The sequence below is a fragment of the uncultured Nostoc sp. genome (genome assembly GCF_937863485.1).
Taxonomy (GTDB): domain Bacteria; phylum Cyanobacteriota; class Cyanobacteriia; order Cyanobacteriales; family Nostocaceae; genus Nostoc.
Window position 1 is genome coordinate 31,050 of sequence record NZ_CALMFY010000048.1, and the last position, 25,306, is coordinate 56,355.

At 42.8% G+C, this 25,306-nt stretch carries 22 protein-coding genes; 14 read left to right on the forward strand and 8 right to left on the reverse strand.

The window, feature by feature from the left end; genetic code table 11:
* Positions 1-454 precede the first annotated feature (454 nt).
* The 4 genes from Q0541_RS07315 to Q0541_RS07330 all read left to right on the forward strand — a co-directional run bounded on the left by Q0541_RS07315 (position 455) and on the right by Q0541_RS07330 (position 7,871).
* Complete coding sequence (locus Q0541_RS07315; protein WP_298907606.1) at positions 455-6,067, forward strand: translocation/assembly module TamB domain-containing protein; 5,613 nt, start codon at positions 455-457, stop codon at positions 6,065-6,067.
* A gap of 139 nt (positions 6,068-6,206) precedes the next feature.
* Entirely contained in the window at positions 6,207-6,797 is a 591-nt protein-coding gene (locus Q0541_RS07320; protein WP_298907609.1) for a 2OG-Fe(II) oxygenase, read from the forward strand.
* A 174-nt stretch (positions 6,798-6,971) separates the two neighbouring features.
* Positions 6,972-7,205: a hypothetical protein gene (locus tag Q0541_RS07325; RefSeq protein ID WP_298907612.1), complete on the forward strand. Its 234-nt coding sequence runs from the start codon at positions 6,972-6,974 to the stop codon at positions 7,203-7,205.
* A 153-nt stretch (positions 7,206-7,358) separates the two neighbouring features.
* The gene (locus Q0541_RS07330) at positions 7,359-7,871 is read left to right on the forward strand and encodes a DUF3122 domain-containing protein (protein WP_298907614.1); all 513 of its coding nucleotides are present in this window, start codon (positions 7,359-7,361) and stop codon (positions 7,869-7,871) included.
* A 150-nt stretch (positions 7,872-8,021) separates the two neighbouring features.
* On the opposite strand, the gene Q0541_RS07335 is transcribed toward Q0541_RS07330, so the two are convergent.
* Positions 8,022-8,315, reverse strand: a complete 294-nt coding sequence (locus Q0541_RS07335; protein ID WP_298907616.1) for a hypothetical protein — start codon at positions 8,313-8,315, stop codon at positions 8,022-8,024.
* A 237-nt stretch (positions 8,316-8,552) separates the two neighbouring features.
* Positions 8,553-9,392, reverse strand: coding sequence for a prephenate/arogenate dehydrogenase (locus Q0541_RS07340; protein WP_298907667.1), 840 nt, complete (start codon positions 9,390-9,392; stop codon positions 8,553-8,555).
* Between the two features lie 67 nt (positions 9,393-9,459).
* On the opposite strand from Q0541_RS07340, the gene Q0541_RS07345 reads away from it, so the two are divergent.
* From Q0541_RS07345 to Q0541_RS07355, 3 genes are all read left to right on the forward strand, one after another.
* Positions 9,460-11,037 (forward strand): pentapeptide repeat-containing protein, encoded by a 1,578-nt coding sequence (locus tag Q0541_RS07345; RefSeq protein WP_298907669.1) that lies wholly within the window; start codon positions 9,460-9,462, stop codon positions 11,035-11,037.
* A 230-nt stretch (positions 11,038-11,267) separates the two neighbouring features.
* Complete coding sequence (locus tag Q0541_RS07350; protein WP_298907619.1) at positions 11,268-11,861, forward strand: DUF1517 domain-containing protein; 594 nt, start codon at positions 11,268-11,270, stop codon at positions 11,859-11,861.
* Positions 11,862-11,931: 70 nt separating this feature from the next.
* Positions 11,932-12,816 carry a hypothetical protein gene (locus Q0541_RS07355; protein WP_298907621.1) on the forward strand — a complete coding sequence of 295 codons (885 nt, stop codon included), beginning with the start codon at positions 11,932-11,934 and terminating at the stop codon, positions 12,814-12,816.
* A gap of 1,091 nt (positions 12,817-13,907) precedes the next feature.
* Here the strand turns inward: Q0541_RS07355 and Q0541_RS07365 are convergent.
* Entirely contained in the window at positions 13,908-14,681 is a 774-nt protein-coding gene (locus tag Q0541_RS07365) for a hypothetical protein (protein WP_298907622.1), read from the reverse strand.
* A gap of 209 nt (positions 14,682-14,890) precedes the next feature.
* Between Q0541_RS07365 and Q0541_RS07370 the strand changes: the two genes are divergently transcribed.
* Positions 14,891-15,394 (forward strand): hypothetical protein, encoded by a 504-nt coding sequence (locus Q0541_RS07370; protein ID WP_298907624.1) that lies wholly within the window; start codon positions 14,891-14,893, stop codon positions 15,392-15,394.
* Between the two features lie 40 nt (positions 15,395-15,434).
* Here Q0541_RS07370 and Q0541_RS07375 read toward each other — a convergent pair whose 3' ends face one another.
* The 3 genes from Q0541_RS07375 to Q0541_RS07385 all read right to left on the reverse strand — a co-directional run bounded on the left by Q0541_RS07375 (position 15,435) and on the right by Q0541_RS07385 (position 17,930).
* Positions 15,435-15,842 (reverse strand): hypothetical protein, encoded by a 408-nt coding sequence (locus Q0541_RS07375; RefSeq protein ID WP_298907675.1) that lies wholly within the window; start codon positions 15,840-15,842, stop codon positions 15,435-15,437.
* A gap of 135 nt (positions 15,843-15,977) precedes the next feature.
* Complete coding sequence (locus Q0541_RS07380) at positions 15,978-16,628, reverse strand: hypothetical protein (protein WP_298907627.1); 651 nt, start codon at positions 16,626-16,628, stop codon at positions 15,978-15,980.
* 201 nt (positions 16,629-16,829) lie between these two features.
* Positions 16,830-17,930: a D-alanine--D-alanine ligase family protein gene (locus tag Q0541_RS07385; protein ID WP_298907630.1), complete on the reverse strand. Its 1,101-nt coding sequence runs from the start codon at positions 17,928-17,930 to the stop codon at positions 16,830-16,832.
* Positions 17,931-18,536: 606 nt separating this feature from the next.
* Here Q0541_RS07385 and Q0541_RS07390 point away from each other — a divergent pair.
* Positions 18,537-20,228, forward strand: a complete 1,692-nt coding sequence (locus Q0541_RS07390; RefSeq protein WP_298907635.1) for an NAD-binding protein — start codon at positions 18,537-18,539, stop codon at positions 20,226-20,228.
* Positions 20,229-20,332: 104 nt separating this feature from the next.
* Here the strand turns inward: Q0541_RS07390 and Q0541_RS07395 are convergent, their stop codons facing one another.
* Entirely contained in the window at positions 20,333-20,776 is a 444-nt protein-coding gene (locus tag Q0541_RS07395) for a hypothetical protein (protein WP_273769053.1), read from the reverse strand.
* 382 nt (positions 20,777-21,158) lie between these two features.
* On the opposite strand from Q0541_RS07395, the gene Q0541_RS07400 reads away from it, so the two are divergent.
* Positions 21,159-21,329 (forward strand): hypothetical protein, encoded by a 171-nt coding sequence (locus Q0541_RS07400; protein ID WP_298907648.1) that lies wholly within the window; start codon positions 21,159-21,161, stop codon positions 21,327-21,329.
* Here the strand turns inward: Q0541_RS07400 and Q0541_RS07405 are convergent.
* Positions 21,322-21,528 carry a hypothetical protein gene (locus tag Q0541_RS07405; RefSeq protein WP_298907650.1) on the reverse strand — a complete coding sequence of 69 codons (207 nt, stop codon included), beginning with the start codon at positions 21,526-21,528 and terminating at the stop codon, positions 21,322-21,324. The genes Q0541_RS07400 and Q0541_RS07405 overlap by 8 nt on opposite strands.
* Positions 21,529-21,871: 343 nt before the next feature.
* On the opposite strand from Q0541_RS07405, the gene Q0541_RS07410 reads away from it, so the two are divergent.
* The 4 genes from Q0541_RS07410 (at position 21,872) to Q0541_RS07425 (ending at position 25,296) form a co-directional block, all read left to right on the forward strand.
* On the forward strand, positions 21,872-23,023 hold the full coding sequence (locus Q0541_RS07410; RefSeq protein ID WP_298907653.1) for a glycosyltransferase: 1,152 nt from the start codon (positions 21,872-21,874) through the stop codon (positions 23,021-23,023).
* A 116-nt stretch (positions 23,024-23,139) separates the two neighbouring features.
* Positions 23,140-23,388: a hypothetical protein gene (locus tag Q0541_RS07415; RefSeq protein ID WP_298907656.1), complete on the forward strand. Its 249-nt coding sequence runs from the start codon at positions 23,140-23,142 to the stop codon at positions 23,386-23,388.
* A gap of 75 nt (positions 23,389-23,463) precedes the next feature.
* Positions 23,464-23,919 (forward strand): photosystem II protein PsbQ, encoded by a 456-nt coding sequence (gene psbQ / locus Q0541_RS07420; RefSeq protein ID WP_298907659.1) that lies wholly within the window; start codon positions 23,464-23,466, stop codon positions 23,917-23,919.
* 165 nt (positions 23,920-24,084) lie between these two features.
* Complete coding sequence (locus Q0541_RS07425) at positions 24,085-25,296, forward strand: FAD-dependent oxidoreductase (RefSeq protein WP_298907662.1); 1,212 nt, start codon at positions 24,085-24,087, stop codon at positions 25,294-25,296.
* Positions 25,297-25,306 lie beyond the last annotated feature (10 nt).

The following is a 25,306-nucleotide window of genomic DNA, read 5'->3' on the forward strand; positions in this document are numbered from 1 at the left end:
TTTAAAATTTAAACTATTACCTATTGCTGATTATCTCATAATTAATACTTAAGTACACTGAATCTATCTAAAGACATAAATTTGAAGAATTATAATTATTCAAAAGTTAACATAGAAAATAAGTAAATACCATGAATGCTCAACTTGAGGAAATCCTAAGTAATTCTCTTAATCCCAGCAAAATTTCCCAAGTTTAATAACCAAAATATTCATATTTAGTATAAAGTATGACTAAAAATAAATTCAGGAATTACGCAAAATTATAAAATAACATAGACACATTTACGGAGCGTCTTGTTGACGCAGCCTCTCCAAGAGTTGAGAAGTGCCTTGCCGCAAAGTTCTTGCGTAAGGCCTAATATTGTGAAACGATAGCTTGTAACTTGCTGATACAGCTGCGACTAGTCTGTCTCTAGGCTGACTCCAGAAAAAAGTACTGGTAACGATAACGATAATGAAGCACTCTCCAAATTCAGAAAATAACCACAAACCATCTAACCGTCGTTTATGGCTCCTCATCTTAGGACGTACCAGTTTGGCTGTAGGTGGAGTTTTACTGGTTGGAATTGGAGTCGGTGCTTGGTGGGCTAGAAGCTATGTATATAAAGATTTAGCACCATTAGTGCAGCAAAATCTTCAGCAATTGCTTGGGCGTCCAGTAAAAGTAGGGAATGTTGAACGTTTTTCGCTTTCTAGTCTAAGATTTAGCTCTCTTTTGATACCAGCAACTCCCAATGATCAAGATCAGGTCGTAGCAAAAGCTTTGGAGGTAGAGTTCTCGCCGTTGCAACTTCTCCTCACCCGAAAACTGGTATTAAATGTCACGCTAGTTCAGCCCAATGTCTACATTCAACAGGATAAAGATGGTCGTTGGGTTACAGCCAAAGTTAAGGCTGGGGAGGGACAAGGCTTCATCCAAACTGAGTTGCAGACACTTCAAATTAAAAATGGTGATGTAGAGTTGATGCCATTCGCCGCACCAACTAAACCGAAAGGCTCAGTAATATTAGATCAAGTTGGTGGTGTTGCCCGATTTTCAGATCGAAATCAAAGGATCGGTTATGACATCAATGCTCAACTCAGTAGGGGAGGCGCTGTTAAAATTGTTGGCGAAACACAAGTAAAAGCTCAACAAACTAACCTCAAGCTGCAAGCACAAAATTTACAAGTATCAGAGGTCAGTCGATTAATTCAATTGCCAATTGCCTTGCAAGCAGGACGTTTAGATGCTGACTTAGGGGTTCAGATTCCACCCAAACTGTCAGAAATAGCGATTACAGGAACAGCTACAGCTAATCAAATCACTGCTAAAATTCAAAATATTCCTCAGCAGGTTTCTAATCTTAATGGGAGATTTCTATTTCAAGGTCAGATAGTTGCTTTAGAGAATCTGAGTACGAACTTTGGCAAAGTTCCGATTCAGGCAAATGGAACAATTAATAGCCAAACAGGTTTTAATGTCTCTGCTCAGATAAAACCAGTTAGTGCAAAAGATATCTTAGACACATTGAAAGTGAATTCGTCAGTCCCAGCTACTGGCGAAATTCAAGCAAATATTCAGGTACTAGGCGCACTTGAGCAACCAGTCCTCAGCGGTACAGTAAGTAACACAAAACCTATTCAAGTTGACCGTGTTCAATTCAAAGCCGTCAATACTGACTTCCGCTTGAATGTATCTAAAACTGCATCTCAACTTGCCGTCTCCAATCTGAAAATAGTCCCCGCAGCCGGTGGTGAAATCACAGGCGGTGGTCAAGCTCAACTGGGAGCTAAAAATGAGGCAAGATTTAATGCTCAAGTTGATGGTGTCTCAGGGGATATGCTAGCACGCGGTTATGGCGTTACTCTACCGATCGCAGTTGGAAATGTTTCAGCAAAAGCACAAATTTCTGGTTCACTTGGCAAACAGCCGTTGAAACTTGATATTACTGGTGTTCAAGTGACGCCGCCAACAGGGGGGCAAATTACAGCCAGTGGTCAAATTCAACTGGCTCCCCAAGGTCAAGTAAATATAGGTATTCAAGCTCAAGGTTTACCAGGAAATGCGATCGCTCAAGGTTACGGCATCTCAACTCCGATTAATGTTGGTGGTATATCTGCGAACGCCAAAATTTCTGGTTCTCTGGGCACACCATTAAACGTCAATGTTGTTCGCGTTCAAGCAAATCCAGAGGTGGGAGGGCAAGTCACAGCCAATGGTCAACTTCAGCTTGCACCCAAAGGCAGAGTGGCGTTGAATGTACAAGCAAAAAATTTACCAGGGGATGCGATCGCTAAAGCGTACAACTCCTCATCCTCGATCACCATTGGGAATGTGTCGGCAAATAGCAGGATTTCTGGCTCACTTGGCAACCTGCAAGCAGTAACGCAAGTGCAAGCGCCCACAGCCACCTATCCCATTACAGGTGAAGCTGTTGTTAATCAACAAGGGCAAAATATCCTCTTGCCAAATGCAGTTTTGAACGTGGCAGGCGGTGTAATCAGGGCTAGGGGTCAAGTTGTACAACAACGTTGGCAGGCTTTTGTGAATACCCAACAACTGCAATTGAGCCGTTTTGGAGAGATACCACCCCAGTTCCAGGGAGTTCTAAGGAATGTCGCCTTGAATTTGTCAGGAAGCACTGCTTCTTTCCAACCCTCAACCATTCAAGCCACAGGACAGGCAAAGCTGAATGTAGCAGGAGGTACGGTTAATCTCAGGAATGTTAGCTTTAATCGTGGTCGCTGGCAAGTGCTTGCTAACACTTCCCAAATTCAACTCAACCGTTTCTCACCCCAATTGGGAGGACGGCTCAATAGTAATATCCAATTCGCAGGCACAGCAAAATCTTCCCAGCTTGCAGATATTCGAGCCGCCGGACAAATCCGCGTTTCCCAAGGGTTAGCGCTGCTAGCACAACCGCTGACAGCGCAAGTGCAGTGGAATGGACAGCAAATTATCGTTGAAAACGCAACTACCTCAGGACTAAGCGCTAATGGGGCGATCGCTGTTCAAACTCCACCAACTGGCGCACCTGAAATTACGGGATTTAATCTGAATGTACTGGCGCAGAATTTCAACCTCAAAAATACAGGCTTTAAAGTTCCTGGTGACGTAGCACTAGCAGGGCTACTTGATTTTAAGGGAAAAGTCATAGGTACTCCAGATGTTCCGCAAGCTAATGGCAATATCCGACTGCGGAATTTCCAGGTTAGTAATTTGGCGTTTGACCCACTTTTAACTGGAAATGTGAATTTTCAAGGGGGACAGGGGGCAAGTCTGCGATTAGCCGGGAAGCAAGATAAGATAGCGCTTAACCTGGGTGCAGATTATCGTCCAACTTCATTTTTAGTCCAACGGGATGGGGCAGTTACCACAGGTAGAACCGAGGGAGATAACTTGCTCATCAACGCCCAACAGTTTCCCATCGCTCTGATTGGGGGCTTTTTACCTAACAATCAACTGAAACCTCTGGCGGGGCAATTATCGGGAAATTTAGTTGTCAATTTAAATAATTATGCAGTTGCGGGAGACGTTGCGATCGCAAGACCTCGCGTTGCCAGAGTTGCAGCAGATGAATTTCGCGGCACTATCAATTATGCTGATGGTACTGCTAGTTTAGCCAATGGTCAATTGCGGATTGGAGACAGCAATATCGCCCTGAGTGGAAATGTGCAAACAGGGAATGACCCGCAATTTCAATTTCAAGCTAATTTAAACCAAACCAGAATTGAGAAACTCTTACAAGCGTTTAATATCTTTGACTTTAAAGACTTTGGTAGCGGGTTACAGCCTCCGAAGTTGGCTGGAGCAGAGGTACTTAATACTGAGCCTGTCAGTTTGCCCAACGCAGATTTGAAAACACAGTTAGCATATTTCTCTAATATTGCAACATCGGTAGCAAAACAACAGCAGGTAGAAAGAAAAAAAGCCACATCTTTGCCCACCCTTGCAGAATTAACGGGTGCTTTGAGTGGAGGAATTACAGCTAATGGCTCGTTGAAGTCTGGATTAAATGTCGGCTTTAATTTTCAAGGTGCTAATTGGCAATGGGGTGAATACTCGATTAATCAAGTCGTTGCTCAAGGTACTTTTGCTGATGGGATCGTCACACTTTCGCCGTTGAGTGTTGGAATCAATCAAGGACTGGTGGCTTTTTCGGGACAGCTAGGAACTGAGCAACTATCTGGAAAGTTGAATGTAGCAAGTCTACCTCTATCACTTTTAGAGCCTTTTATTGAAAAATACCCCATAGATATTACTGGTAATGTAAATGCTGATGCCACCTTGGGAGGTAATTTAAAAGACCCCAGAGTCCAAGGACAAGTGGCGCTGGCGAATGCAACTCTCAACAAGCAACCTGTGCAAACAGGACAAGTGAACTTTGACTACAATAAAGCTCGCTTGAATTTTGACAGTACTTTGTTAGTCACAGGAACGCAGCCACTTGCAATTACAGGTAGTGTACCTGCTCCATTACCTTCTGCCACAGTGCAGCCAGATAGTAATCAAATTAGCATCAACGCTAATCTGCAAAATGAAGGATTGGCACTGTTAAATGTGTTTACCAATAATCAAGTAGCTTGGGTAGACGGTCAAGGAAAAGTAGATTTAAACGTTCAGGGTACTTTAAAGGAACCAATTATCAATGGAAATGCCACACTTAATAATGCAACTTTTCGCACTCAAGCTTTATCTGATCCCCTAACAAATGTCACAGGAACAGCGCGATTTAACGGTAATACGGTGAGTGTTGAAAGTATCCAAGGCACGTACAATAAAGGGCAAGTAATAGCATCAGGCATCCTGCCAATTTTTGATCCGCAGCAAGCCGCAGCGAATCCTTTAACAGTATCAATAGCAGACAAACTCAATTTTAAGGTTGCAGGACTGTATGAAGGCGGTGTCGGCGGCGATGTCGTAATTCGCGGAACAGCCCTAAAACCTGTAATTGGTGGAGAGATTAAACTGAGTAATGGTCAGGTAATTATTGGAAACTCGGCTGCTGCGAAGAAAAAATCAGCAGCGACAGCAGAGGCTAACGCTAACGTCATAAATAGAGAAGAGGTTAATGCTAACGTCACACCTACACCAGAGAATAGCACTAACCCAGTAGCTACACCAGAGAATAGCACTAACCCAGTGATTACAGCAAAGAGTAGCACTAGCGCAGTCACTCCACCCAATTTACCTATAGAGTTTGCAGATTTAAAGTTGACTTTAGACAAAGGTGTTCGTGTTACCACTCAATCTTTACTGAGCTTTGTACCAGGAGGAGCAGCATTGAGTCAGCCCCTATTGAGCTTTGACGCCAAAGGCGACTTGACCATCAATGGTACATTAGCCAAGCCGCTTCCTGAAGGAGTCATTCGTTTGACAGGAGGACGACTGAGCGTATTTTCCACTCAGTTCACCTTGGCGCGGGGCTATGAACAAACTGCGAGCTTTACTCCAAGTCAAGGACTTGACCCTACTTTGGATGTGCGACTTACCGCAATTGTACCGGAAGCATCGGCAAGGAACAGTCAAATTTTGGAATCACCATTGTCTTCTGAAGTCAGCGATGTTTCTGCAAACAATTTTGGGACTTTAAATACCGTTACCGTTCAAGCCAGCGTAAACGGGCCAGCTAGTGAATTGAGCGAGAATTTAGAACTGACGAGTGAACCTAGCCGTAGTAAGGGAGAAATAGTTGCTCTGCTGGGTGGCTCGATTCTGAGTTCTTTCGGTCAAACAAATGCAGGACAAGGGCTGACTGGTTTCGCTAGTTCGACCATTTTAGGTGGTTTACAAGGAACTATCACTGCGATCGGACAGGCTATTGGTTTCAGTGAGTTTCGGGTATTTCCTACTCCATCTACTAATACTAATAAAGCAGCGAACGGTTCAGTTCTTAATTTATCAGCAGAAGGTGTGTTTGACATCAATAAAAACGCATCTGTTTCTTTATCACACGCTCTTTCTAACAATGATGAGTCTTTCCGTTACAATGTGCTCTATCGACTCAATGACGAAATTTTGATGCGAGGCTCAACTAATTTGGGGGATGAAAATCAATTCCAAGTTGAGTATGAAAGTAGATTTTAGATTACGAAAATAGGTAATGGAGGGTGGGCTAATTTTTACAAGCCGATGCAATGGCAATACAGTTTAGTTAAGCGCAGCCTCACAAATAAATAGTATTAGTTTACACTATCAGAAAGCTTAAATTTTAATCAACTCAACCATGACCAAGAAAAATTTGCTTGGCAACCAGATTTTCACGTTAGACAATATTCTTTCACCAGGAGAATGTGCTGAGTATATTAATTTAACCGAAAACATTGGTTATACAGATGCTCCTATTACTACCATCCGAGGTTTTGAAATACGTCCCGACATCCGCAATAATCAGCGTGTTATTTTAGATGACCAGGAACGAGCTTTTGATTTATGGCAGCGTGTGTCAAATTATATCCCCACTACCATTGGCAGATGGCAAGCGATTGGACTGAATGAGCGTTTTCGTTTCTATCGCTATGACCCAGGTCAGAGGTTTGCGATTCATCATGATGGTTCTTATCGGCGACCTAATGGTGAGGAAAGTCTATTGACTTTCATGATTTACCTTAATGAAGGTTTTGAAGGCGGTGATACCCGTTTTCATCTTCCTCACCGATACTATGAAGATTTACCTAATATCGCTGTGATTCCAGTAATAGGTATGGTTTTGTGTTTTGTCCATGAACTAGTACATGAAGGCGCTCCTATTATCCAAGGACGAAAGTACGTTTTACGCTCAGATATTATGTACCGTCAACAATTGAAAATTTATTAGTTTAAACCTCCCTTGGAGGAGAAAAGCCGATAGTCGGTATCATCGAAAGAAAACTTTTTGGTTGAAATATTTTTAGATTTTTCCAGATAAAGAAGTCCCAGTGCCACCACGGCGAACTTTAATTAACTTCTAATTCAAAAAAGGTCATACGGATGTTGGTATAGTCTACAGCCTGTGGCATTAGCGTTATGCAAAGCGATCACGATCGCAGCGCGAATCGGATTTGCAATAGCAGGCGCTCTACAATTGGTGGTGATTTACCTGACACCTTTAGCACAAAATAACTATACACCAAGGAGGATTATTGCTGGTTTCCATGTAGCAAAAACAACTAATGCAATCGCAATCCCTCCTCCTCCAGCAGTCAGATTTTTTGTCCATAGCGGCGTATATGCAAGGGAGACATAACCGAATTACCGAAAACACTTTATGGAAAAAGGTTTTCAAAAAAATGAGTCGGCAAAATTTCCTACGTTCGTACCCTACACATTACCAGAAACAACAATTGAATTAAGAATGCTCCAATCCAAAATTCAGAATTACAAATTGTTATAGTGTTGCATGAAGCGAAAATTTCAACAATATTTCTGGCGTTGTGCCCTAGTAGTGTTTTTAGCATTAACTGTATGTGGATGGAGTGTCCAGTCAGCACAAGCACTGCTGCGTCAACACCATGATTCTCCTGGTGTCTTACGCTACCACTCACAAATATCTATCAAAGATGAAAAAGGATACGCTTGGCAAGTGCTGCTGTTCAAACAGAATTACAACAGTCCACTCAAAGACTTACGGTTACGTTTGGTTGCTTTTCCGGGTGTCGTTGAAATTGCTCACCCCCAACCATTGTTGATTGAGACAGCAGCCGGAAAATTGCTGAGTGCATCGGATGCATACGCTCTAACTGCACCTGTCCCTAATGTGGGTGAATATAACTTAACTGATATCTTACGGAAATTGCCAACAACTGATGCGCTTAAACTCTATGTGCCAGTCTCTAGTGGAGAGCAATTGCTTCTCAACATATCCAAGACTGTAGTCACTGAGTGGCAATGGTTAGTTACAGACATTGATTGATTTTATGCACCAATAATAAAGTTTAACGTAAAAGCATTCAACATAAGAATAACCTAATGGTGATGTGGGGCACGATCGCTGCCTTCGGAGCCAGAAATCCTAATCTTCATATGCTTATAGCCTCCCACATCACACGCAGCACTTGTAATGTTAGTCTTGAGACTCCTCAGAGATAGATTCTGACTCAGTTTCAAGTTCTTCTGTTTTGACTTTGGAGGCTGGAGGTTTAACGGGTTTTGGGCCACGCGCTAGGGCAGGATTACCCTGCTGCCTATTTTCATCCCCATAGGATGCTTTTTTTCCTGTATCAGACGAGCGATTACGGCTCGGTTTTGAGCTTTTGGGGTTGGATTCAATAGGAGGTATAGAATCCGATTTTTCGGTATTGTTGTCAGTGCTTTCTTGAGACTGACGTTCCGATTTCTTGATTGGGCGTTCTACCATTGTTGATTTTTGTAAATTTATCTGTATAGTATATCAGTTTGGTTACTATCAAACTCTCAAGTAGCATTTTTTAAAGATTTTATTGTTAGAATTACTAAATAGCTATGTTTATTGATTTGACAAGCAAGCAGCCACCCGACTTGATCAACTACCTTAAAAAGTATTCAAAACCAATAAGCAATTAACTCACTAAATGTTGAAATAGGTGCGTTATCAATAACGTAACGCACCCGACAACTATTCAACAAAATTAGGTCGTGCCTTCCCCGTTGATTTCAACTTTTGCTCTAAAACTGCCCAATTTTCTTGCTCAATTAAGTTAGTCAACTCATCGAGATTGTGACGATATTGTTGCAGCGATCGCAGCAATGCTTGACGATTATACCGCGCCATCATTACACCCAACTCTGGATTCCCACCACCCACACGACTGGTATCCCGAAAACCTGAACTAGCAAATTTTTGGGCTAATTGCAAAACATCAGGGTCAGTTTCACTCAAACAAGCAGCAATCAACGAGGAACTGACCATTACAGGTAAATGGGAAATCCAACTAACAGCTCGGTCATGTTGCTCTGGTTGACAATAGTGGATATTCGCTCCAAGCGATCGCACAATTTCTTCCACCACCGTAATTGCAGTGGTTGGTGTTGTAGTTATCGGTGTTAATACATAAGGTTTATCAACAAATAAATGCCGCTGTGCAGCTTCTATTCCACTGTCTGTTTTTCCCGCCATTGGATGACCGCCGATAAAATTATTCCAAAGGGGAGAAATCGCCTTGACTATCTGTGCTTTCGCCGAACCCACATCAGTCACGACGGTAGCGCTAGACAAATGAGCGCTCAACTGTTCTAATTGGGGCACAATAAGCGCTAAGGGTGTACAAATAAATACAACCTCTGCGGCTGCTAACAGGCTCAGATCAACTGATGCTTGATCAACAGTGCCGAGGGCAACTGCCTTTTGACACGTGGCTTCACGGCGACTAACTCCTAAGATATGATGTCCTTGCGATCGCAAATCAAAACCCAAACATCCGCCTATCAATCCCAGTCCTAAAATCCCAATATTCATTTTTGATTTTGACATTCCGTTTTTTATGATACCAACTATTAAAGTTGGCATCCAAGGGGTAGCATCGATGACTATAGAGGAATTATTGGAACAATACGCAGCAGGAGTCTTAAACTTTTGTGGTGTTGACCTCGCAGAAGCTAACCTGAGTGGGGCCAAACTCAGTGGTGTGAATCTTAGCGATGCTAATTTGAGTATAGTCAACCTGAGTGGCGCGAATCTGAGTGAAGCTAACTTGAGCAATGCCAAGCTGAATGTAGCCAGACTAAGTGGTGCGAATCTATCTAACGCCATCTTGAACAACGCTAGTTTCAACGTCGCTAATTTGATTCGAGCGGATCTGGGTCGCGCTAAACTTAGAGGAGCCTCGTTGATCCGCGCCGAGTTAATTCGTGCTGATCTGAGTCGCGCTGACCTGCTGGAGGCTGATCTCACCAGTGCCGATCTGCGAGAGGCCACACTCCGCCAAGCAAATCTCCGTCACGCTAATTTGAGTGAGGCCGTCTTGAAAGGCGCTTCCTTAACCGGAGCCAACTTGGAAATGGCTAACTTAAACACCACTGACCTGAGTCGTTCTGACATTAGCGGTGCAAATTTGCGAGATGCCGAACTCAGACAAGCGAATCTCAGCCATGCTAACCTGAGCGGGGCAGATTTGAGCGGGGCGAATCTCCGGTGGGCAGATTTGAGCAATGCAAATCTCCGGTGGGCAGATTTGAGTGGCGCAAAATTGAGCGGGGCTACTTTAATTGGCGCAGATTTAAGCAATGCCAATTTAACGAATACGAGTTTAGTACACGCCAATTTAACTCAGGCAAAATTAATTAAGGCGGAATGGATCGGTGCTGACTTAACAGGAGCAACTTTAACTGGGGCAAAGCTTTATGCCACCTCCAGGTTTGGTTTAAAAACTGAAGGCATGATTTGTGAATGGGTTGATCTTAGCCCCAGAGGCGATCGCTCCATTATCCAAAACTTCCATTCCGAAGACTCAAGAGATTTTTTTAATGAAGCACCACCAACAATCCGGATTATTGTTGATGCAGCCCTAGAATACGAAGCCAATTTTGCTCTTGCTGGCGCTTACTACCAAATTGCTCAGGAATACCGGGGACTGAAACAACCCCCAAGCCTGGAAAATGGGCGTCGCCGAACTGTTTTCACATTTCATGTAGATAGCGACGCAGCATTATTTGCCACTGCTTACATTGTGATTCTTCCCTTTCTAGATGCGGCATCTACCCAAAAGAATATTTTGAGTATGGTGGAAATGATTAACAGTGAAGTTGTTGCGAACCAAGATTTAAAATCGCTAAAATCTCCCCATTTGGTGAAACAATTAAATCTTTTTGTAGAGCAAGCTATGATTCAGGCTACAACAATTAAACAGATGAAAAAAAATATCGAAGTAGCTGCAAAGTTAAATTTTTGTAAAGCCTCAACCCAAATAATTTTAACGAATTCTAGCGCCCACACTTTGATTGTCCATGACCATCCCAACTTTGGGAAAAGATTTATTAATCGCTCTGCTCTTAATGCTTCAGCTTATGATGATATATCTAATGAATCAATAAAATATGATATATTGCCTCCGTTAAATATGGTTATAGATTTTGTCCAAGGATTTCACTATATTAGTCATTAATCATGGGGCATTGGGGAGCCAATGCGTTGCGGAGGTTCCCAGCCTTGTACCCTTACAATACAAGCAAGCTACGCGCAGCGTCTCCCCTTCTCCTATTCGTGAGAGGCTAGCGCCTGCCGTAGGATGCCCGAACGCAAGAGCGTCTCTTTAGGAGAAGGGCTATAGGGAGAAGCAACTAGCGTCATTGGACAAATGAGAAATAAGAAAAAACAAAATTTTGGAGGACAAAAATGCGCGATACCTTTAATAAAATGATCGGTCGAACTCGCTATGTAGTCTTTCGCCTATTTCTGCACTTAGGGGGAGGTGAGGTAGCACCAATTTTGGGAGTATTAAATAGTGCTGGACGAGATGCGATCGATGTTGATGGTGACTTAGATGTTTTGGGAGAAGGATTGGTAGAAATTAGCCAAACCTTGCTGCAATACGATGAATATTGGCTTTCTGCTGCCAACGAAGGTGATGTATTTTGGAATGAAGGCGAGGCAGGAGATTACGTGAATGAATTATTTACTGACTCTGCCGAGAGATATCTCAGTGAACCAGATTATAGTCCTAACTCTGGATTGAATGAACCTTTATCTATACCTGTAACGCGCAACGTCATTGTGATGATTACAGTAGCTTATGAAGGAGAAGTACCAGAATTAGAAACTGATCTTTCTAACGTTCAGGCACTCAAGGAAGGATTGAAAGCATTGATAAATTTGCATTATAAACATAGATTGAAGGCAATCCAAGTGCATTTCTCACCAGCACAATTAGGTGATGAACTCTCTAGCGATCAACTGTTGCAATATTACCCAGAATTGATTCCTTTATAATCTGTTGGGTAGTCCGTACTTACTGCTCACATCAATAAATTGTTAAGCTCAGAGATAGGACAATAATCCAATGATCATGACCATAGTACGTAAATTTACTGCCGTTTTTTTAGCTCTGAGTTTGTGTATGACAACTGTCGCTTGTGGTGGGGGAAACCAAACTACTTCTCCGACTAGGAACGTTAGCCAAACTTCTACTAACACAAAGCTGGGTGACGGTGAGTATCAAATACAACAAGGTACTTATGACGATGCAAGTGGTGAGTACAACCTGTTTTTACTTAATAATAAGCCCCCAACCTTTGCAACCGAAAATTTGCAAATGGCACGGTTAACTGATGATGAAATCAAGCAGGGTAAGAAGACCTATCTGAAGGTAGAAAAAGGACAACCGATTTTATATCTGACGGAAGACTTTAAAATTGAGTACGTTCACAACGTTACCGAGAATAAAACCAATCCCCAAACAGGACAACAAGAGACGGTTGTAGTCCGTCGAGAAAATAGCTTCTGGGCACCGTTTGCCGGGTCTGTGGCTGGTAGTTTGGCCGGTCAGGCAATTGGTAGTATGTTGTTTAGACCCCAGTATTATGTACCCCCTGTCTATCAATCAGGACAAGGATTAAGTGGCTTCGGTGGATATGGCACAAGCTATGGCCAAGCAGTTCAACACTACCAAACTCGCTACAATGCGCCACCCGCAGCCGTGACTAATCGCACTGCGTTCCGGAATACAGGGACAATTAGAAGGTCATATCCTGGAAATTCAACTATACGCAATACACCGCGTAGCACTACAGGTAATAACCGTCCTTCTGGTTCTGGTTTTGGTGGTAGTACGTTGCGACCCTCTGGTAATTCCAGCACTATCAGACGCAATTCTGGTAGTGGTTTTGGTAGTGGGCGTAGTACAGCACCCCGTCGCTCAAGTGGTTTTGGCAGCAGACGCCGTTAAGAAAATTTTGTTGCTGGTCAATGAAGAATTCTTGAGCGGGGGAGGTTTCAAGGTGGGGAGAAACTAAAGCTAATTAACGGGCTGAATGCTTTTTGTTAGTAGGCTGTTGGGAGATGTCGTCATAGAAATATTTGACGATATCTCTCTAAAAAGAACTAGAAAAAGCTACCAGCATTCAATTACCAATTTTTTCAGTAAAATAGCCAACCCTCAGCAAATTCAACAAACTATAACCCCAGCATTACCCAGATATCCCCCCGCAGTTGTTTAATCCGTTTCAAATCCTTTTATACAATTTAAAAGATTTCAAAATCCGACACCTCATTACACACCAGCCCTACAATCGCTGTCACACGCGGATGTAGGGTTTTTTATCTGCTCGTGACGGATTGGATATTTTGCCTGGTATGATCCCACATATAGCAAAAGCCCATTAACCCAAGCGTATTGAATTAAGCCCCTCTTTTTAAAAGGGCTTGGGGGGATCTTCCGGGGCAAAGTATCATAAAAGAAAGCGGATTGCTTTATATCTATACAATTGGCAACGATTAATTATGAATTATTCGGTCAAATAATATGAAATACCAAATACAAATATTGCTAAGAGAATAGGAATCATTTTACTAAAGTCTATTCGCTTTTTTTGAACTATTTCTAAGCAAGATATCGGAATCATCAGAGGCCAGAAGATAGTTGTGACCAAAAACATCACAATTGATAAAAATTTATCTTCTAGAGTAGAAGCAGGATGACGTAGGGAAAATATTAACCAATTGCTTAAAAAATAGCATGTCATAAACAAGTAACCAATAGTTAAAGCCAGTTGTATCTGATTCACCGTAAGTACTCCTGAAGTTCTGTGAACTTCACCAAACATCATCCGTACAAAGTTATAACATATTTAGTTTTCTCCCTTGCCCTGGTAAATTCCAATGTCTTTATATACCAACTTTGTGCCATTTATGTCAAACTTATCTTACTGTTTGTCGAGTCTAGTTAACCCTCTTTGGAGAAACTTTTTAAATTTTGGATGATGAATATTCAATTACATTATCCAAAATTTAAAATTTGGTTAGCTATGAGAGTAATAATTAAGCAGTCTTAAAAAATCGAATAATTTCACGGACATGATCGAGAAATTGTCCGTCAGTGGAAAGTTGCGCGATCGCATTTCTTGCTTCTCTCCCCAAACGCTCATGTTCACTTTGATTTGTCGCCCGTAATTCCTCCAAATTAGCAGCAATCCGGGCTAAATCTCTGCGAGTTTCTTCGGCGAAGCGTTGTTGAGTTGCTGGTAATGAATAAGATTGTTCTGGGTTAAGTTGCTCCTCGAATGACTGGATTTTTTGTTCCAATACAGAGAAGCGATCGCGCAGTTCAACAATATCTTCGCGCGGATACTTCCATTCTTGGCGAATCATCGCTAACCGCGCATATAAATACTCGTAAGCCCGAATAGCTGGACGCAGAATTGTTAATAATAAAGCTGCACCAGAACTGATATATCCCACCGTACTAATACCAGTGGCAGCAAGAGTATAAAGACCAACGGTTGAGAATAAGTGTAAAGCAATGGCAACCCAGAGCGATCGCTTTGCCAATACTGTGACATACTTCACTTGTTTCTCATCGACTGGAATTCCTTTCTCAGTTGATTGTGCTGCTTCTGCTAAGACTTCTTTGGCTTGAAAATGTACATTCCACGGTACGGTAACAATTACCAACAGCCACCAAAAACTTGCACCACCAATCACCCAATCAAGAAAGTTACCAGCAGGGATGTGCAACCATTGCAGTAAGCCAAAAGCCGCCAGCACCACAACCACAATTCCAGCAATGGAACTGATGAAAAAGTTAATATACATCTTGCCCTGTCTTTGGTGAAACTATCACCTCGATCCTGACTTGCCCCGGCAGTTATACGGAAATCATTGTGATGGTTTTTTATTTGCACACACCAGCTTTTTGATGAGATAGCTACGCCAATTAAGTTGAGTATCTTTGCTACCCTTTTGGGGAAAGTAGCAACAGACATGATTGTGATAGTTTTTATAGTTGCATATGTATAAATAAAATGAACCGCTATTTAGAAAGAAAGAAGGGAGAAATAATGGAATACTGCTTTGTAGAGTTTCAAGTAGATGATTTCACAAGATTCAATGCTCTTTGTGAAGTTTTTAACGAAATTAAAAAAGATAAAGACAATGATTATTGGCGTAATGAAGAAGATTGGCTAATTTTTTTTGATCGCAAGGCACTATCACATTTTTGGTGGCCTAGTGAAGAGGAAAAGACTGAACATTACCGTCGCTGGTTTGCAACACCTGTGGAAGACAGGTGGACAGATCCTAGCCTCAAAACTCCTTGGGACTTTGAATCTATGTTTGATGCTTTTGAAAATGGTGAATATCAATTAATTTCTTGTAGTATGGTTTCTGCCAACAGAGCTAGACTTGAGTTTGAACCCTTTAGCTATCCCTATGGCGGAATTGGTGCAATAGAGGCGTTAATTGAATCCTTCGATTTTGTAATTATTGCAGAAGATGAGGGTACAAAATACACAAAATTTAGCCTGTAGTTTGGAAAAAGAGTGAGGCAATTCAAACCTTTGCCCGTCACTATTGGATGAGATAACTGCGCCAAGTTGATTGAGTACCTTTACTACCTTTTTCTGGAATTAGCGATCGCCAAGTTTTACCTTCTTGCTGAATTTGCAGGTAAACGTCAAAGGGTTGTTGTGGCTGCGTCAAGCGTCGTTTTGGTAACTTAACAATCAAGTCATAGGTTCCCCGAACGCGGAAAGCTGGTAAATTTTCAATCGTCAGGGGTTGTTCCTGGGTAATTGATAGCCGTTTGATTTCAAATCCTTGAAAATCTAGATCCAACTGTTGGCTAAGTTTTTGTTGAGTTTGTTCTAGTCCAAGTGCGATCGCTTTTTGCACTAACTCGCTAGTCGGTAGCAGTCCAATACTGCCACAAGCTGTCACTAGCACCAGTAATATTGCTGTCAAAACTAACCGCACTATGTTATTCACTGCTTGATCTGCTATTTTCTTCCTTATCAGTTTAACCGGACGTGTAAAAACTAGTAAAGACACGGTATAACCGTGCCTTAATTCGCAAAAAGGATTATTTTGACAGGTTTTTGCTTTACAGTACTATCAATACTGGCGTAAAATTGCAGATAATGAACTATCTTTACGAAGATCCATCAAGTCTGCCAAAGATTCTGTACGTGTATCCAAGTGGTGCTTGTGTTCTGCTGGCAGAACCGTCACCAGATGTTTTGGTTTAGGTGGCATCTGCATAACGGGCATCAGTCGTGGCTGTGGTACAAAAATTGGCTGGTTCTTGGGTAGGCGTGGTTCCAATTTTTGGTAATGGCTTTGTGCCAAGCGTGCCTGATGACGGTTAATTTGTTTTTGAACTTTTTGCGGTTGTGCTTTCCGGTTGAGCATTCGGAAAATGAGCAAGCAACCACTACCACAACTGAGGACGATCGCAGCCACCATCCATAAAGGTGTAGGATTACTATTCTCAGAGGGCGCATTGATTGGTTGTTCAACTATAACTGGGATTTTTTCTGGTTCTTCTTGTGCTACCTGTCCAGCATTACCTAAGCTATACAGGGCAAAGCCACCACCTCCGATAAACATGGCTAAAAACCCACTAAACAATAGCCAAGGATGATGTGCAACCAGATATATCAGAACATTCGAGCTTTGTTTTAGTCTCGATTTCCTTTTTGTCAGCTCTGGAGTAGCCCCTCTTAGTTGGGTTCGCTCGCGCTGTACACTCTGACTTTTTTCCATGATTACTTTCAGATTTGTACCCCTCTAGTCAATAAATTGTACTGGAGGAGTCAAGCATCAGGTATCCGTAACAAAATTTTAGATTCAAGTAGCTTTTTTGTAAAACATACGCTACCAAATCCGGCTAACTTTTGCCAAAATTCTGTATTTATTGTGACTTTTTGCCGTAATAATCTGAAATCAGTTTGCTTATTTTCTCCCTTAGCTAGGAGAATGCCTAGCGATCGCAAGTTGAATTAACCGATCAACTAATTCTGGAAAGGAAACTCCACTATGGGCCCAGAGTTGGGGATACATACTCGTTGCAGTAAAGCCTGGCAAGGTGTTGATTTCGTTAATCAAAACTTCTTTTGTCGCTTCCACGTAGAAAAAATCTACCCTTGCCAACCCCGCAGCGTCAACAGCTGCAAACGCTTGCAAAGCCATGTCCTGAATTTGACGGGCGATCGCATCTGGAATCGGTGCTGGTATCAGTAAATCTGCCATCCCTATAGTATATTTAGTCTCATAGTCGTAAAAATCACTGTCGTATAGAATCTCTCCAATGACAGAGGCTTGGGGTTGATCGTTACCTAAAACGGCACACTCGACTTCTCTGGCGACGACACCAGCTTCCACAACCAGCCTTCGGTCATAACTGGCAGCATTATCTAAGGCGGCTTCTAATTCTTGGCGCGATCGCACTTTGGCAATACCCACTGATGAACCCAAATTAGCAGGCTTGACAAAAGCGGGATAACCTAATGCTGCCTCAATTTCATCACACAATTTCGGAAATACGCAAGGATTAGACCAAACCTGCGCTCTAGTTATCGCCTTGTATTTTACCTGTGCTAGTCCCGCTTGCTCAAAGGCCATTTTCATGGCAATTTTATCCATCCCCATTGCCGAACCTAACACCCCAGAACCAACAAAGGGGACTTGCATCAAAGTGAGTAACCCTTGAATTGTCCCGTCTTCACCGTTGGGGCCGTGGAGAATGGGAAACCAAACATCTACTTGGGCAACTTGAGAGGGAGATTGCCACTTGTTGAGGGTTTGGGCTTGAGGGTTAGATGTCAGATGTCCTTCAGAAGTTGATTCTTCCGATTCCAGTAGTGGACTGCCGGTTGCTAAAACCTTTTGGGGTGTTTCTCCCGCTAGCCAACGTCCATCTTTTTGGATGTAAAAAGGCAGTATTTCGTACTTACTAGCATTTTCCTCTGCACTCAAGGCATTAGCGATCGCCCGTGCTGAATTGATCGAAACTTCATGTTCTCCCGAACGACCGCCAAACAACAACCCCACGCGCAGCTTAGTCATTTTCGGTTCCTCCACACTCCTCAAGCAGATAGCGTATCACAACCTACAAAAATTGCCATATTTTTCTATATTATTTTATTGCCTGTTCAAACCCTGGCTAGAAAAAACTCTCCTATTCGAGGTGTCAAATTATAGTGAGCTTTTAGAGTTGCTAGGTAACGTCGGGTGTGCATTGGCATTGTGCAACCGATACAATCGCATTGTCAGTCGATACAATCGCATTGTCAGTCGATACAATTGCATTGTCAGACGATACAATAGCATTGAAAGACGATAAAATAGCATTGCAGGTCAAAATACTTGTGTGTACACCTTAGCTTAAAAGGAGAGAGGAATGAAATCTTACTTCCCTTTTGTTGCAGGGAAGGGGCCGTTCTTGTTAGGTCTCTATTAAACTCAACACCAGAAGTGCTATAAAACCTTTTACCCTCAATCATCAAATTTATAATCCTCTTTCTACTTGGTGTCTCTAACTCTTGCCTCCTGCCTCTTGCCTTCAATTAAAACAATCGTGTTGTCAGCTACAGTTATATTCCAGGAAAGTGGGCAACAATATTGATAAATAACTAGAAATGCAGCCCTACCTATAAAAGATGCTGCCGTTTCATGAAACCTCGAATCATTGTTTGTGGCTTAGGACTTACCGGATATAAAACCTTTCGGTTGCTGAGACAGCAGGGAGCCTTCGTTGTTGGTATTCATCACCAATCTATCCCTGGCGAAACAGCACCAGATGTGATTGTTGGCGATTTACAAGCAGTTTCTACTCTAACCGCAGCCGGAATTCAACAGGCAGACACTTTAGTAATCACTGGATCTAAAGATGCTCTGAATTTGTCTATTATGATGCAAGCGCGAGTGCTGAATCCCCAAATTCGGATTATCAACCGTTTTTATAATACAAATTTGGGGGAGCGCCTAGATCAAAGTTTGCCAGACCACTTGAGTATGAGTGTTGTAGGATTAGTAGCACCCGTATTCACGTTTGCAGCACTGGGAAGCCAAGCGATCGGACAAATCAAATTATTTGAGCAAACTTGGCCAATTCACGAAGAATACATTGATGAAAACCACTTCTGGAAGGGTCGAAAGCTGAGTGAATTCTGGGAAGACCGATCGCGGATGCTGATTTATTACTTGCCAGTAAAAGGTGAGATGGATTTGGTGTCAGCTGTAATATCTGGACAAAAGATACAAGTAGGCGATCGCTTAATTGTTGGCACCCAACCCCGTATCCGTTCTCCTCGGAGATCATTGATTAAAAAACTGCTGAAAGTCTTGACTAATATTAGGCTGTTTCAGGAACACGGGCGATCAGTGCTACTGGGTGCTATGGCACTATTGGCGGTTATTGCGATTGCTACATTCACCTATATGTCGGCTGAGTTGAGTTTGTCTCCTGTCGATGCTCTATATTTTTCTGTAGGCATGATTACGGGAGCGGGTGGTAATGACAAAGTAGTAGAAAATGCTCCTAACAGTATTAAGCTATTTACCGTTGTGATGATGATGGTTGGAGCAGTGGTGATTGGTATTTGGTATGCAATGCTCACCGATTTTGTTTTGGGAAGCCGCTTTAAGCAATTTTGGGATGCAGCCCGAATTCCCCAGCGATATCACTATATTGTCTGTGGCTTGAGTGGTATTGGGGTGAGAATTGTCCAGCAACTCCACGCCAGCGGATATGAAGTTGTAGTAGTTGAACCCGACTCCAACAACAAATATATCAATACCGCCCGCGAACTCGGTATCCCCGTAATTCAGGGTGATGCCAGCTTTCGCACAATACTCAAAGCCAGCAATATAGAGTCTGCCGCCGCAGTGCTTGCTGTTACTAACAATGATGCTACCAATCTGGAAATTGCCCTCAAAGCCAAAGGCTTGACACCCAAGATTCCGGTGATTGTTAATTATGCCGATCCCGATTTTGCCGGCATAGCGCAACAGCTATTTGGCTTCGAGGCTGTACTGAGTCCGGCTGAACTAGCGGCTCCAGCTTTTGCCGCAGCGGCACTAGGGGGACGCATCCTCGGTAATGGCATCACAGCCGATAGTCTTTGGGTAGCTTTTGCGACTGTGATTACACCTTCACACATCTTTTGTGGTCAGTGGGTGAAAGATGTAGCCATGTCTACTGATTGTGTTCCTTTATACTTAGAAAAAAATCACCAAATCCATCATGGCTGGGATTTATTAGAAAATAATCTCAGTGTTGGGGATGTTTTGTATATGACGATGCCAGCGACGCGGCTATATCAATTGTGGCGGGACGAGCGAGTTTGCGAATCACACACTTAAGGCGATCGCAGCGCCAACATCTTTTCTACAAGACGCTTTGAGGGTAGGGGTACAACTTTTGAATTTCGCGAAGCGACTTGACACCGATGAGCAATGCTCTGTCTCTACGGTGTGTTAGTTAAATCAGTTGGTTTATTAAAAACTTCTAAAATCTGTCGGCAAATCTGTTTGAGCTTATCCCCAATTTCACCAGAAGGCAAAGACGCGCCGACAATACTCCAATTTTCTACCGTCGAAAGTCGCCACGCCTCGCCGCGATGATCAAATCCAGCTACCTGGACGCCGATCGCCCGGCATGAGTTATTGATCGGATCTTGATAAAATCGAATTTGAATTAAAATACTGCGACTTCGCCAAGATTTGCTAATACCAGGAAAGTGAAAGCCAATGTCTATAGAGTCTGGATCGACTAACTGCCTGGTTTCCGGGTCATTTTTCCAGGGTTTGAGATCAGATTTGGCATCAGGAAACTCGAATTTGAACAAATTAACCACCGTAGCAATGTTGCTGGCGAGTTCAAGGTTCGTTGCCTGTTCAGCTGCATTCACTAAAAAACACTCCTATATTGACATCGACATCTTCAGGGATGTGAAGACATAAAAACCGCCAGAAGGCTTATATTATTGGTGTTTCAGCTTATCAAGACCTTTGAAATTTAGCAACTCTAAATCATACTTCTCTAACAATCATTGTTACTAACAGATGCCAAAAATCGCATCTTGTTGGAACTGGCTAACACCTATTAAGTAATTATACTTAAAAATTCCTTAAAAGCAGATGAAACTCTGCCCTTTGTAAAAAATATCAAAATTTTCTGCAAAATCCTTGGCTAACAAGAATCCCCAGTCAGTTCTACTTCCGAAAACTGAAGGCAATGAATTTTCCGGCGAACTTTTGTGGTGATTGGGAGAAACTGGGCATCAAAGCTGTGTGCTGCTTACCAGCCGGGAAAAACCTGCCGAAATCGCTGCCACTGAAGGTGATGGTTTCCCAGTTCGGACTCTGGCTTTATCAAGATTAGAAGTCACAGCAGTACCCGTCTATAATCTGTCGGGACTCAGTTGCACGTTAGGTTCTGTTTTTAACCTTTCTGCTAATTGACTTTTCGCGTCTTACCATCCGTAACTGTGATTTGCGATCGCCAAAGCAAGAAATACGATTTACTGTACAAGCTGACCATTGGATTGGGCTTGAGAGCCACTGTTTGCCACCATGCCGAGCGCTTGTATGCATCGGCTTGCATTGTTAATGCATCAGCTGCATTGTTAAGGGACTTCCAAAGAATAAAATCACCAACCAAATATAATAATTATAATCATTGTTAAGGGAAGAAGAAGCCGCGGTCGGCGGCTTCTTCTTCCCTTTTTTGTAGTACATTAATTGAGGTTGAGATTTTGGGTCTTTGAAGTGTCAATAGAATTAACTAATCCAGTCATAAAATTGTTCAAGGAAACAGCAAGCCAACTCAGCCATTCCTCTTACACAATTAATAGCACTTGATGAGAAGTTATTGATAGTGACAAACTTGAAGTTATCATTGCAGTTTTGATGCAGCAACCGTTTGAGGTACGTTCCCTTGTAACATTGGTCAGTGTAAATGTGTGGGGCGGTTTTGCCAAAGTCATTTTTGAAGAGGTCACTGAATGACAAGAATAGATTTGATTTTTTATAGTGGTGGTGGTGGACACCGCAGCACTGCAAATGCTCTGTCCCAAGCCATCAAGAAGCAACAGCCGAACTGGCAACCTCAGCTAGTCAATATTGAAGAAATTGAAAATATAGAGCATGCGGATATGTTCTACAGAATGACTGGTAAGAATGGAAATGATATCTACAACCTGGTACTAAAAAAAGGCTGGACATTCCTCATTCCATTATTTCCATTACTTCGGACTTTGGCAAAGGCAAACATTCGTCAAAATTATTCTGAGCTGATAGCTCTGCTTGAAAGTCACTGGCGGAAGAATCAGCCGGATTTAGTAGTATCCTGCATTCCATTTTATAACCGAGTACTTAGGGAAAGCTTACAAAAAGCAATACCCACAACACCCTTCGTCACTCTTCTTACGGATTTTGCGGATTCTCCTCCTCATTTCTGGATAGAACCACAGGAGCAATTCTTAATCTGTCCTACTGAACAGGCAGTCGAACAAGCACGCGCGTTGGGGCATCAGGAAAAGCGAATCTTCCGCACATCAGGATTGGTCATTAATCCCCGGTTCTACGATCCCATTACTGTTGATCGCCGAAGCGAAAGACAACGCTTGGATCTAGATCCAGATTTGCCCACTGGATTGGTTCTGTTTGGCGGTTATGGCTCTAAGGTTATACTCGAAATTGCCCAACGTCTCGAATGTTTTCAAGACAAGCTCCAACTCATTTTTCTTTGCGGGCGAAATGAAGAGTTAGCTTCAGCACTCCGTCAAAGTCAAGGTTTTCAGAAGCGGTTTGTCACTACCTTTACTGAAGACATTCCTTATTATATGCATCTTGCCGATTTTTTTATTGGTAAGCCAGGACCTGGTAGCCTCAGCGAGGCTACGGCGATGAAGTTACCTGTGATTACAGAACGCAATCCCTTCACTATGAGTCAGGAAACACTCTCTTGTGAATGGATTACGGATAAAGAACTCGGGATTGTAATTTATAATTTTCACAATATCGAGCGGGCTGTCGAAAAGCTAATTCAACCAGAAAACTATTCTCACTACCGGGCTAATCTCAACACCCTTAATAACCAGGCTGTATTTGAAACAGTTGATATTTTGGAAAAAATTTTGAAAGCTCTTATTTAGGTAAGGATTCAGGTTAAGGGACTTCCAAGCAATAAAATCACTAAGTACAATAATGATAATCATTGTTAGAGTGGATAAGTAGGATTTCGTTCAGAAAGTTTCAGAAGGCTTTGGGTATGGCTTGGTCACTGGAATCATCGGGCGATAAACATAAAAGTAAGGTAATTGCAGGTAGCGACTTATGTCATAAAGCCTTGTGGCAATGGTTTTTTACTATAATTGAACCCAAACAATTACGCCTTAGTGATCACATAGTACACGAGTTGGGCGAACTGCTAGATACTGAGAAAGCCTCCGGCCGCCCGGTTAAGTTGGTGAGGATAAAGTTGCAGCTAGGCAGCGTGGTTTGGTTAAAAGTTGACTAGAGTGAACGATAAATTGCGCTAGCGATCTAAAATGACACTGTTAATCGGTAAACAAAAAACAATTAAGTTCAGTGTATGGCGCGTCAACGCTCGATTTTTTCATTTGTTCTAGTATTATTGGCCACATTCCTCATTAGTTGTGGCGGTCCTGGTGTCGCGGTGGCACCTCCAACTTACACGGCAACACAACTTGAAAGAATTCAGGCATATCTTCCTGAAATTCAGGCTGTGCGCGATCGCTCACAAGAGTTGAAAACCCTGATCCAAAGAGGTGATTGGATCAACGTGCGTAACTTTATACATGGGCCGGTAACAGAAGCAAGGCTGAACCTGACTTATGTCACTTCCAACCTTCTACCCAAAGACCAACCCACAGCACGTCAAATAACGCGAGATTTGTTTAACGACCTGGTTAAACTTGATAGAGCTACTAGTGCTGGCAATCCTGAAACTGCCTTGAGTAACTCCCAAGCTGCTTTCGCAGACATTGACAAATTCCTCGATTTGCTTCCTAAAGCAAAAGAGAGTTAAGAGTTAGGAGTAGAGACGCGACGCCAGTCGCTACAACGGGGGGAACCCCCGCAACGCGCTGGCTCATTAATCGCGTCTGTATAGGAGTTAGGAGTTAAGAGTTTTAAATTTTTAACTCCTCACTTCTAACTTCTAAGTTCTCACTTATAACTCTAAGCACAAGTCATGAATGTAGTTATTATCGGTTGTGGTGTAGTTGGGGCTGCGATCGCCTATGAACTGAGTCAAGTAAAAGGGCTAAAAATCACGGTTTGCGATCGACAACCACCAGCACAAGCTTCTACGGGCGCTGCACTTGGCGTTTTGATGGGCGCAATCAGCCAAAAAATTAAGGGCAAAGCTTGGCAGATGCGACAAACTAGCATCCAACGCTATGAAACTTTAATTCCTGAACTAGAAGCTTTAACAGGTCGCAAAATCCCTTTTAATCGCCAGGGAATTCTCATGCTTTTGTCTGATCCCACTTTGAACACGGGAGTTGAGGGAACCTCAGCATGGGAAAAACTAGTAGAAATTCGCCACTCTCAAGGCTGGCATTTAGAAATTTGGGACACTGCTAAAATCCAGAATATGTGTCCTCAAGTTGATGTCTACGACGGGCTGCGCCTACACGAAAAAATTACTAGCGCTGTCTATTCTCCTCAAGACCGTCAACTTGATCCAACTGCCCTCACATTAGCTTTAGTTGAGGCTGCCCAGCAAAATGGTGTAACTTTCAAATTTGGCGTGACTGTTTTGGATGCCCAAACCTCACCACCTGAGTCTTCCCCCCAATTTTGCGTTCAACTTGAGACTACAGAAGGAAAAATAGCCGCTGATTGGTTTGTAGTCGCAGCAGGGCTAGGTTCAACACCATTGACAGCAAAATTAAATCAGATAATTGATATCCGTCCTGTGCTTGGGCAAGCATTGCAAGTACGTGTAGGGCATCCATTAGGCAATCCCGATTTCCAGCCAGCGATTACAGGTAACGATGTCCATATTGTTCCTGTGGGCGGTGGAGATTATTGGGTGGGTGCAACAGTGGAATTTCCCAGCAATGAAAATGAGTCCAGTCCGTTGCGGGAGTTCCCCCCGTTAAAGGAACTGGCGAACCCGAAGGGTGAGATACCGCCAAATCAAGAACTGCTGGAATCTGTTAGAGAACAAGCGATCGCATTTTGCCCAGAGTTAGCCACAGCAACTATTATCCGCACTTGGTCGGGGTTACGTCCCCGTCCTGAAGGACGCCCAGCCCCAGTTATTGGTAAGTTGTCAGGGTTTAGTAATGTCCTCCTAGCTACCGGACACTATCGCAACGGCGTTTTACTTGCACCCGCCACAGCTTATGCAATTCGTGAGATGATTATTCCTCAGGGAGTGGGCAATGGGGGATGAGGGAGCAGGG